Here is a 9,025-nt window from a genome sequence, read left to right as displayed (position 1 = left end):
GCCCGGGGCATTGCGCGAGCGCAGCAACGTCCGGGCACCGGCGGCAGGCAGCATGCGGGTGCTGTCGCGAATGTCGGTATTAAGCCCGGTGAGGCGCTGCCAGGCCAGTTCATGTTGCGCGGATTGCGCGCGCCAATGCTGGCAGGCCAGAAGCTCGGCCTCGGTGCTGACGCCCGATTGCACGGTAACCATCCACTGCAAGGCTTGCTCGACCACATCCTGGTCGAGGCGCTGGGTGTTGGCGGGCTCGAACAGACTCACCCGGTGTAGACCGCGCTGTAGCAGTGTCGGTAAGCCTTGAGCATGGCTTTTTGCACCACGTTGACGGTCAGGCCCATGCGTTCGGCGATCTGCGGGTAGGTCAGGCCGTCCAGTTGCGACAGCAAAAAAATCTCCCGCACTTTTGCGCCCAGGCCATCGAGCACCTGGCCGACGGCGTCCAGTGCCTCCAACACCAGCAGGCGAGATTCCGGGGAGGGCACAAGCTGCGGCTCCAGGAGCGCCAGGGACTCCATATAGGCCCGCTCCAGCGCCTGACGACGGAAGTATTGGCCGCACAGACGGCTGGCAATGGTGGTGAGATAGGCCCGGGGTTCGCGCAGCGGCGCGGGTGTGTCGGTACGCAACATGCGCACAAACGTGTCCTGGGCCAGATCCAGAGCCTGCTCCTGATTGCCCAGCTTGCGGCGCAGCAACTGCACCACCCAGCCGTGATGCTGAACATAGAGTTCACCCACGGCACGGCGTGAGGAAGGGGAGGACGTGAACATCGATTGCAATCCCGGAGCAGACACTGACAAGGATCGCAATGATAGCGCTTCTCATTAGCGTATGCTCGGGAATGTTTCGCGCTGTGTCAGATGTGGGAGCGAGCCTGCTCGCGAAGTCGTTCGCGAGCAGGCTCGCTCCCACACTAGGGCTTGACCTGCAACAGAGTCTCTACAAGCTCTACGCAGGCCCTACTTCTCGACCAGGACCTTCGGGTTGGAGTTGCCCCACACCGTATACAGGTCGGCCAGCAATGCACCGTTGATGTCTTCAACTTCCGCCTGGCTGATTTCGGCCTTGCCCTGTTGCCCGAACAACACCACTTCGTCGCCGCTTTTGACATCCGGCGCGTCTGTAACGTCGACCATGAGGGTATTCATCGAGACCTTGCCCACCACCGGCACGCGATGGCCGTTGATCAGCACGATACCCTTGTTGGTAAAGGCACGGCGGTAACCGTCGGAGTAACCCACGGTGACATTGGCCAGTTTCGAGTCGCGGCCCAGCGTCCAGGTGCGGTCATAGCCCACGGTGTTGCCCTTGGGGTAGCTGTTGACCGAGGCGACATGGGACTTGAATTGCATCACGCGCTTGTAGTCGGTGTGCGACGGCACCGTGTCGCCGAACAACGCACCGCCCGGGCGAACCATGTCCAGATGCGATTCCGGCACTTCCAGGGTGGCGAACGAGTTGGCCGCATGCAGGGTGATTTTGCTGCGATCGAGTTCTGCAACATTGATCAGCCATTGTGCCTGCTCGTTGAACGCCTTGAGCCCTGCACGCACGTCGTCGGCGTCTTCTACCGCGAAGTGGGTCATGATCGCGCGCACTTCCAGGTTCGGCACCTTGGTGATGGCGACCGCGTCGCGGCGGCCCTCTGCGGTGGTCATTTCCACGCCGTTGCGGCTCATGCCGCTGGAGTTCAGGCCCAGGTGCACCACCAGCGGACGGCCGTGTTTTTCGGCAATCAGGCTGGCCTTGACGGCGAAATCAAGGTTGCCCACCAACTCTTCCATATTGTACGGCAGCGCCGCTTCCAGCTCGCTGAGTGCTGCCGTACGCACACGGATCAGTTGGCCCTTGAAGCCGCTTTCACGTACCACGCGAGCCTCTTCATTGCTCGCCACGCCAACGCAAGGCACACCGGTAGCGATGATTGAAGGCATCAGCAGGCCGATGCCGTGACCGTAGGCATCGGCCTTGAGCACGGCGCAGATTTTCGATTTGTCGCCCACAGTCGCTTGCAACACGCCAATGTTGTGGACGAACGCGGCTCTGTTGATCTCGACCCAGGCATTGCTGTCCTGTGTATTGACCTGGGCAACGCCATCGACCATCGACAGCGGCGGGGCGGCGAAGGCCGGGTTGTGCATTAAAGCCATGCCCAAAGACAGGGCAAGAAGGGTACGGGTGAAGGGCATTTGCTGAGTTTCCATACGTTATTTTTTTTGCGGCAGGGTGACGCGCGGCAATACTAGGATTGGCTTGCAGGAAAAGTCACTCCCCGGGCCGCGTATCTGTCTGAAAGTGTCGTGGTGCCAAAGGACACCTATCGCCGCCACGCCAGCAACACCACACCCACGGTAATCAGGCTGATCCCCGCCCATTGGCGAATATCGAGCTTTTCACCCAGCAGCGTCACGCCCAGCACGGCCACGATCACCACGCTGAGTTTGTCCACCGGCGCCACCAGTGACGCCTGGCCCAGTTGCAGGGCTCGGTAATAGCAGATCCACGAGGCCCCGGTGGCCAGCCCCGAGAGCACCAGAAACACATAGCTGCGCGCCGAAATCGAGCCCAGCGACTGATACTGGCCGGTTGCGTAGAGGATCAGTGCCAGGCTCACCAGCACGACGACGGTACGCAGTAAGGTGGCGAAATCGGAGTTGATGCCGGTAATGCCAATTTTGCCGAAAATCGCCGTCATGGCAGCGAACACCGCCGAAAGTAATGCCCAGAATGTCCAGCTTGAATAGAAAGTCGAGCCCATGGGTTTTCCTGAGTGATCGCTGAAGGTGCTTTCAAGCATATGTCATGCAGGGGCGTTGAGGCTGTAACCCGGTGCAGGGCTTGTGTACTATCGGCACTGGCCGATGCTGCCCGCCGCTCGCTCCCCATGGGAAGGTGAAAGCATGATTATCTGCCTTTTCCCCTCTCTCTTGACGGTCGAGGTTTGGCAACGCGGCACCAAAAGCCTTCGCCCCCGGGAGCACTGATGCTGTCAATCGAGCAAGCCAAACAGATGGCCAAGAGCCTGCGAACCTCGCTGCAGGCGCGCAATCTGGAAGTCACCCATGCCATCGCCCTTGAACTGGTTGCCAGGCAACTGGGTTACAAGGACTGGAATACGGCCAGCGCACGGCTGCCTGTGCAGAGTGCTGCGCCGGCAATTAGCTTCGACAGGCCGATTCCGATATTGCGGATGTTTGATGAGGCCAAGGCCCGAGAGTTCTATCTGGATTTCCTGGGTTTCAGCGTTGAGTTCGAGCACCGCTTCGAAGCAGGTTTGCCGCTCTATCTGGGCATCAGCCGCAGCGGCTTGCAACTGCATCTTTCCGAGCATCATGGCGATGCCAGCCCCGGCTCCACGGTATTCGTACCCATGGACAATATCGAGTTGCTGCACGACGAGCTAATGGCCAAGCGCTACGGTTATGGCCGCCCGCAGATTGTCCAGCAGGGCTGGGGACGGGTGCTGGAGGTTCATGACCCGTTTGGCAACCGCATCCGTTTTTGCCAGGACTGACGGATCTTCAGCCCCGTGAGCGCTCATAAGCCGCTGTCATGATCTGCCAGGTTTGTGCATCCGCCGGGATCAGATGCTCGATACGCATTGAGGTTACGGTGATATCGAGCGGCATGCCGAATGTGGTGAAGGTGGACATGAAGTTCAGCTCGCCATGGGCGCAGGCAATGCGGGTCAAGACCAGTGGCGGCAGTTCCCGGGGCAGGGCCGCGAGGGTGTCCGGGGCGCTGAGGGTTTGCATAAGACTGGCCAGTACGGGGTTGGACAGGGCCTCGCGTGTCGCCCGTTGCCAGGCCAGGGTTCTTATTTCTTCGGGGTTGATCAGGTAATCACCCAGGCCGCCGGGTTGCAGCAGTGTGGTCAGCAGGTTCAAGTCCCGGGCCGCGTCTGCGGGCAGTCCGACCAGGCTGAACAGGGCTGCGGTGCTGGCGTTGGCATCCAGCACCTGCCAGTGGCTGCCCAACACAATCGCCGGGGCGGGGTTGTTGGCGTGCAACACATGGCTGATGGCCTCACGTACGGCCTCCATGGCCGGCGAAGAGAGCGGCGTTGTCTCGTAGCGCGGCGCATAACCCGAGGCCAGAAACAGGCTGTTGCACTGCTCCAGCGGTACCTCGAGGGCCATCAGCAGGTTATGCAAGGTGCCGGGGCCGGGTTTGGCGCGCCCGGTTTCGATGCAGCTCAAATGGCGTTGGGAAATACCCGTGATCAAGGCCAGCTCCAGCTGGCTCATACCGGCCTGACGGCGCAGCAGACGCAGCTGCGGGCCAGCGGTTGTCGGGGTGTTGATGCGGGGAAAGGTCAGGTTGTTCATCCATAAACTCTGGCAGGGGCAAAAGGCTGAGTCCATGACCTGTGAGGTCATTGTCGGTGGGGGAAAAGTATCACTAACTGGAGCCTTGTCCACTTCGTCGATTCGGAAATGCTAATGAAAAAATCCTGTCTCGCCCTTGCCGCGTTGCTCGGGTTCTCTGCTTACACAATCTTCACGATGTTGACCGCCCACCAGTCCCTTGCAGCTTTCGGACTGGAACTGATGGCCAGCCCGGACACGGCTCAAGTGGTGATCGACCTGTACCTGATGGCGGCGCTGGCTTGCGTGTGGATGTACCGCGATGCACGCGGTAAAGGCCGCTCGCTGGCCAGTGTGCTGCCGTACCTGCTGCTGACCGCGGTCTTCGTCGCCATCGGCCCGCTGCTGTATATCGTGGTCGAGGGGTTCGTACGCAACCCGGGCACAAATAGCCGGGCCTGTCTGAAAACGCCGCGCCAACCCTGACATTGCGACACCTTTCACACCTGCGCACTGTTGTGCATTAGATTCAGCCCCGCATAATGCGGGCATAAAAACAGTGTGGCGTAGCGCAGAAGGGGTGGTGTGTTGTCGAGCAGTGATAAAAGCGTGGTCGAGCTGAACTGGGCCGAGGTAGGGGATGGTTTCAAGCAGCTGTTGCCCATTTCCATGTTTGTGGTGGTGTTCGGTGTGGCCTTCGGTCTGGCTGCCGCGCAGACCGGTCTGGACAACAGCGCCAGTTTGTTGATGAGCGCTTTGGTATTCGCCGGGGCCTCGCAGTTTGGTGCCCTTGATCTCTGGGGGGCGCAGGTCCCGGTTGTGCCCCTGATCGTCACGGTGTTTGCCATCAATGCCCGCCATCTGCTGATGGGTGCGACCTTGTATCCCTGGCTGCGCGAGCTGCCTGCGGCCAAGCGCTACGGAGTGATGATGGTGATCTCGGATGCCAACTGGGCAATGTCGATGCAGGCATTCAACAGCGGCAAATCGGGCATCGGCCTGATCCTGGGCGGTGGCATAGCCCTGTGGGCGGCCTGGGTGCTGGGCAGTTGGCTGGGCGTGTACTTCGGCAGCGCAATTGAAGACCCGGTCAGCCTGGGCCTGGACATGGTGATGGGCTGTTTTCTGCTGGCGATGGTAATCGGCGGGCAAAAAAACCTGCGCATGCTGATTATCTGGTGCGTGGCGGGCGCCTCGTCGCTGTTGGCGTACCGCTACTTGCCTGAAAACAGCCATGTGGTGGTCGGCGCATTGGCGGGCGGGGTGTTGGGTGCGGTGTGGATGGAGAAGAAAAAATGAGCATCGATACCGCCGGTTACGGCACCTTCATCATTGTTCTGATTATGGCTGTGGTCACGTTGATTACGCGTTTGGGGGGCGTTTTCGTGATGTCCTTCGTGCCCATCAACTACCGGGTGCAGCAATTTATCAGCGCCATGTCGGGCTCGGTGCTGGTCGCCTTGCTCGCGCCCCTGGCCCTCAACGGCGATAACGGCGCACGGCTGGCCTTGCTGACCACCGCAGCAGTGATGCTGCTGCTCAAGAAGCCGCTGCCGGCGATTGCCGCAGGGGTGATCGCGGCTGCGGTGTTCAGGCATCTGTAAATGACCAGGTTGAAGAAGTCGAGGCGCGCGTCGACTTCTTCAACAACAGCCACTGTTCAAATTGAGCGCTGATTGACCCGCTGGCTCAGTTCTTGCGCCGACTCCTTGCGTTCGGAATACCGGTCAACCAGGTCCGGGCGATCGCGCAGCAATACGGTGAACTTCACCAGTTCCTCCATGACATCGACCACGCGGTCATACAGCGCAGACGGTTTCATGCGGTTGTGCTGGTCAAACTCCAGATAGGCCTTGGGCACCGAAGACTGGTTGGGGATGGTGAACATGCGCATCCAGCGACCCAGCACGCGTAACTGGTTGACCACATTAAATGACTGGGAGCCGCCGCACACCTGCATCACCGCGAGGGTTTTGCCCTGAGTCGGGCGTACCGCGCCCAATGCCAGAGGCACCCAGTCGATTTGCGCCTTGAACACAGCTGACATCGCGCCATGCCGTTCCGGCGAGCACCACACTTGCCCTTCAGACCACTGCATCAGTTCCAGCAGTTCCTGGACTTTGGGGTGATCATTCGGGGCGTCATCGGGCAGCGGCAGGCCCGAGGGGTTGAAGATCCGAGTCTGGGCGCCAAAGTGTTCGAGCAATCTGGCCGCTTCCTCTACCAGCAGGCGGCTGAACGAGCGTTCCCGCGTCGAACCGTATAACAACAGGATGCGTGGTTTGTGCGGGCTAGCGGGTTGCACGGTTTTGGCAGAAATCAATGTGGTGTCGAGATTGGGCAGTGTGTCGCTCATGGTGGCTCCGGTTACAGGGTGCTGATACGGTCGAGTTCGCGTTTAAGTGCCGCGGGCTCAAGCCGGGTAAAGGGCAGGGCGAAAAAGGCCCGGCAGCGCGTTTCGATATGCGCCAGGGTGGCGTGGAACGCGGCGGTTACGGTCGCCTCGTCACCCTTGACCTCTGAAGGGTCTGCCAACCCCCAGTGGGCTTTGATGGCCGGGCCGAAATACACCGGGCACGCCTCAGCGGCGGCCTTGTCGCAGACGGTGATGACAAGATCCGGCGGGTTGTCTTCGTAGGCGTCATTGCCCTTGCTGCTCAGGCCGTCTATGCCGATACCGGCTTCTTGCAGGGTGAGCAGGCTGCGGGGCAACACCTGCCCCCGGGGAAAGCTGCCCGCACTGATGGCCTGGAACCCTGGTGGCGCCAGATGGTTGAACATGGCTTCGGACAGAATGCTGCGACAGCTATTGGCGGTACACATAAACAGAACACGCATGGTAGTTGCTCTTTGCGGTGGTATTAAAGGCTCAGGCGCAAAGCCAGGGCAGACAGGGTGACAAGCAGAATCGGCAGGGTCAGGATCAGCCCCACCTTGAAGTAGTAACCCCAGGTGATGCGAATGCCCTTGCGTGCCAGCACATGCAACCACAGAAGGGTGGCCAGACTGCCGATGGGGGTGATTTTCGGGCCCAGGTCGGAGCCGATGACATTGGCGTAGATCATCGCTTCGCGGATCACCCCGCTGGCATCACTGGCCTGGATTGACAGCGCGCCGAGCAAGACCCCGGGCATATTGTTCATCACCGAAGACAGCAGTGCGGCGAGCACCCCGGTGCCCAGGGTGGCGGCCCAAAGGCCGGACTCGGCCAACTGATTGAGAACCAGCGTCAGGTGGTGGGTCAGCCCGGCATTTTTCAGCCCGTACACCACCAGGTACATGCCCAGTGAGAACGTCACCACCTGCCAGGGAGCTTCGCGCAACACCCGTCGCGTTGAAATGACGTGGCTGCGCGCAGCCACAGCGAATAGCAGGGCGGCGCACACTGCAGCAATCGCGCTGACTGGAATGCCCAGTGGTTCCAGTGCAAACAGGCCTGTGAGCAGCAAGACCAGAACCCCCCAGCCGACAGCAAACGTCAACGGGTCGCGTATGGCCTTTCGTGGTTCGGGCAGCTCATCATGACAATAGTGGCGTGGAATATCGCGGCGGAAAAACCCGTACAACACCAGCAGCGTGGCGGCGACTGCAACGCAGTTGACCGGTACCATGACCGCGGCATAGGCGCTGAAACCCAGGCCGAAGTAGTCGGCCGAGACAATATTGACCAGGTTCGACACCACCAGCGGCAGGCTGGCAGTATCGGCAATAAAGCCTGCGGCCATGACAAACGCCAGGGTTGAGGCGGCAGAAAAGCGCAAGGCGAGCAGTATCGAGATCACGATGGGGGTCAGGATCAGTGCCGCGCCGTCATTGGCAAACAGTGCCGATACACCGGCCCCCAGCAGCACGGTAAACACAAACAGGCGGCGGCCATCACCCTTGGCCCAGCGGGCCACATGCAGGGCCGCCCACTGAAAGAAACCTGCTTCGTCGAGCAACAGGCTGATGATGATCACGGCGATAAAAGTGGCCGTGGCATTCCATACAATGGCCCACACTTGGGCAATATCGTGCAGTGATACCGCCCCCGCAAGCAGTGCCACAACCGCACCCAGTGAGGCACTCCAGCCCACCCCCAGGCCTTTGGGCTGCCAGATTACCAGAACCAGAGTGACCAAAAAAATTGCGAAGGCGATAAGCATCGGACGTCTCAGCAGCAGGCAATGGTGTTGAGCGGGCGCTCGCCCATGGCAGAGAGCCGGGCACTGTCGTGCGCAAGCCACTCGGTGTTGGCCAGCAGGGTGGTTTCAAGAACGCTGCGCACCCAGTCCGGCAGTTGCGGGTTGAGGCGGTAATACACCCACTGCCCCTGGCGGCGGTCGAGCAGCAACCCGCAGCCTCGAAGCTGGGCCAGATGGCGGGAAACTTTCGGTTGGCTTTCATCCAGGGCACAGACCAGTTCGCATACACAGAGCTCGCCCTCACGGGCGATCAGCAAGGTGGCCCTGGCGCGGGTTTCATCGGACAGGCATTTGAACAGTGCGGCGGGACTGAGCATGGTGACTCTCTGTCTATACATATGGAAATACGAATATACGGATATCCATATGCAATAGCAACCTTGATCCCCCGCAAGACGTGCTCGGTAAAGGTGGGAGCCGGGCTTGCCGGCGATGGCGTCGACGCGGTTTGACTGAGCCACCGCGCCGGCTGTATCGCGAGCAAGCCCGCTCCCACAGGGGCGGCGTGTGCCGGTGCTTTACCCGGGCCTGCTC

Annotated in this window: 13 protein-coding genes; 4 read left to right on the top strand and 9 right to left on the bottom strand. The window is 60.6% G+C overall.

Annotated features, from left to right (window positions below; genetic code table 11):
* The 4 genes from GHO03_RS22570 to GHO03_RS22555 all read right to left on the bottom strand — a co-directional run.
* Positions 1–261: FecR/PupR family sigma factor regulator (locus GHO03_RS22570; RefSeq protein ID WP_372241783.1), on the bottom strand; the 261-nt coding region annotated here is incomplete at its 3' end.
* Positions 258–770: a sigma-70 family RNA polymerase sigma factor gene (locus GHO03_RS22565; protein WP_153400558.1), complete on the bottom strand. Its 513-nt coding sequence runs from the start codon at positions 768–770 to the stop codon at positions 258–260. The genes GHO03_RS22565 and GHO03_RS22570, both read right to left, overlap by 4 nt.
* A 189-nt stretch (positions 771–959) precedes the next feature.
* On the bottom strand, positions 960–2,189 hold the full coding sequence (gene alr / locus GHO03_RS22560; protein ID WP_095018494.1) for an alanine racemase: 1,230 nt from the start codon (positions 2,187–2,189) through the stop codon (positions 960–962).
* 128 nt (positions 2,190–2,317) lie between these two features.
* Complete coding sequence (locus GHO03_RS22555) at positions 2,318–2,758, bottom strand: EamA family transporter (RefSeq protein ID WP_095000612.1); 441 nt, start codon at positions 2,756–2,758, stop codon at positions 2,318–2,320.
* Between the two features lie 225 nt (positions 2,759–2,983).
* On the opposite strand from GHO03_RS22555, the gene GHO03_RS22550 reads away from it, so the two are divergent.
* The gene (locus GHO03_RS22550; RefSeq protein WP_095000095.1) at positions 2,984–3,514 is read left to right on the top strand and encodes a glyoxalase superfamily protein; all 531 of its coding nucleotides are present in this window, start codon (positions 2,984–2,986) and stop codon (positions 3,512–3,514) included.
* Between the two features lie 7 nt (positions 3,515–3,521).
* Here the strand turns inward: GHO03_RS22550 and GHO03_RS22545 are convergent, their stop codons facing one another.
* Complete coding sequence (locus GHO03_RS22545) at positions 3,522–4,328, bottom strand: helix-turn-helix domain-containing protein (protein ID WP_240043282.1); 807 nt, start codon at positions 4,326–4,328, stop codon at positions 3,522–3,524.
* A gap of 114 nt (positions 4,329–4,442) precedes the next feature.
* Between GHO03_RS22545 and GHO03_RS22540 the strand changes: the two genes are divergently transcribed.
* From GHO03_RS22540 to GHO03_RS22530, 3 genes are all read left to right on the top strand, one after another.
* Positions 4,443–4,793 (top strand): DUF2834 domain-containing protein, encoded by a 351-nt coding sequence (locus tag GHO03_RS22540; protein WP_095018497.1) that lies wholly within the window; start codon positions 4,443–4,445, stop codon positions 4,791–4,793.
* Between the two features lie 102 nt (positions 4,794–4,895).
* Positions 4,896–5,606: an AzlC family ABC transporter permease gene (locus GHO03_RS22535; protein ID WP_095000613.1), complete on the top strand. Its 711-nt coding sequence runs from the start codon at positions 4,896–4,898 to the stop codon at positions 5,604–5,606.
* Positions 5,603–5,911: an AzlD family protein gene (locus tag GHO03_RS22530; RefSeq protein ID WP_095000098.1), complete on the top strand. Its 309-nt coding sequence runs from the start codon at positions 5,603–5,605 to the stop codon at positions 5,909–5,911. The genes GHO03_RS22535 and GHO03_RS22530 overlap by 4 nt, the downstream gene beginning before the upstream one ends.
* 56 nt (positions 5,912–5,967) lie before the next feature.
* Here the strand turns inward: GHO03_RS22530 and arsH are convergent, their stop codons facing one another.
* Genes arsH through GHO03_RS22510 form a run of 4 tightly spaced genes read right to left on the bottom strand, consistent with a single transcriptional unit; the run spans position 5,968 to position 8,808 of the window.
* Entirely contained in the window at positions 5,968–6,663 is a 696-nt protein-coding gene (gene arsH / locus GHO03_RS22525) for an arsenical resistance protein ArsH (RefSeq protein ID WP_095000099.1), read from the bottom strand.
* Between the two features lie 11 nt (positions 6,664–6,674).
* The gene (locus GHO03_RS22520) at positions 6,675–7,145 is read right to left on the bottom strand and encodes an arsenate reductase ArsC (protein ID WP_153380111.1); all 471 of its coding nucleotides are present in this window, start codon (positions 7,143–7,145) and stop codon (positions 6,675–6,677) included.
* A gap of 23 nt (positions 7,146–7,168) precedes the next feature.
* Entirely contained in the window at positions 7,169–8,452 is a 1,284-nt protein-coding gene (locus tag GHO03_RS22515) for an arsenic transporter (protein ID WP_095018500.1), read from the bottom strand.
* 8 nt (positions 8,453–8,460) lie between these two features.
* Positions 8,461–8,808 (bottom strand): metalloregulator ArsR/SmtB family transcription factor, encoded by a 348-nt coding sequence (locus GHO03_RS22510; RefSeq protein WP_095018501.1) that lies wholly within the window; start codon positions 8,806–8,808, stop codon positions 8,461–8,463.
* Positions 8,809–9,025 lie beyond the last annotated feature (217 nt).

Source organism: Pseudomonas sp. FSL R10-1339 (assembly GCF_009600545.1).
Classification (GTDB): domain Bacteria; phylum Pseudomonadota; class Gammaproteobacteria; order Pseudomonadales; family Pseudomonadaceae; genus Aquipseudomonas; species Aquipseudomonas bubulae.
The sequence above is the reverse complement of the archived record's forward strand: the minus strand, read 5'-3'. Positions and strand labels throughout refer to the sequence as shown.

Bases quoted from the DNA above. Each gene is read 5' to 3' on its own strand.
- GHO03_RS22520 (WP_153380111.1), bottom strand. From the start codon at position 7,145: ATGCGTGTTCTGTTTATGTGTACCGCCAATAGCTGTCGCAGCATTCTG.
- alr (WP_095018494.1), bottom strand. From the start codon at position 2,189: ATGCCCTTCACCCGTACCCTTCTTGCCCTGTCTTTGGGCATGGCTTTA.
- GHO03_RS22540 (WP_095018497.1), top strand. From the start codon at position 4,443: ATGAAAAAATCCTGTCTCGCCCTTGCCGCGTTGCTCGGGTTCTCTGCT.
- GHO03_RS22515 (WP_095018500.1), bottom strand. From the start codon at position 8,452: ATGCTTATCGCCTTCGCAATTTTTTTGGTCACTCTGGTTCTGGTAATC.
- GHO03_RS22545 (WP_240043282.1), bottom strand. From the start codon at position 4,328: ATGAACAACCTGACCTTTCCCCGCATCAACACCCCGACAACCGCTGGC.
- arsH (WP_095000099.1), bottom strand. From the start codon at position 6,663: ATGAGCGACACACTGCCCAATCTCGACACCACATTGATTTCTGCCAAA.
- GHO03_RS22510 (WP_095018501.1), bottom strand. From the start codon at position 8,808: ATGCTCAGTCCCGCCGCACTGTTCAAATGCCTGTCCGATGAAACCCGC.
- GHO03_RS22555 (WP_095000612.1), bottom strand. From the start codon at position 2,758: ATGGGCTCGACTTTCTATTCAAGCTGGACATTCTGGGCATTACTTTCG.
- GHO03_RS22550 (WP_095000095.1), top strand. From the start codon at position 2,984: ATGCTGTCAATCGAGCAAGCCAAACAGATGGCCAAGAGCCTGCGAACC.
- GHO03_RS22565 (WP_153400558.1), bottom strand. From the start codon at position 770: ATGTTCACGTCCTCCCCTTCCTCACGCCGTGCCGTGGGTGAACTCTAT.
- GHO03_RS22530 (WP_095000098.1), top strand. From the start codon at position 5,603: ATGAGCATCGATACCGCCGGTTACGGCACCTTCATCATTGTTCTGATT.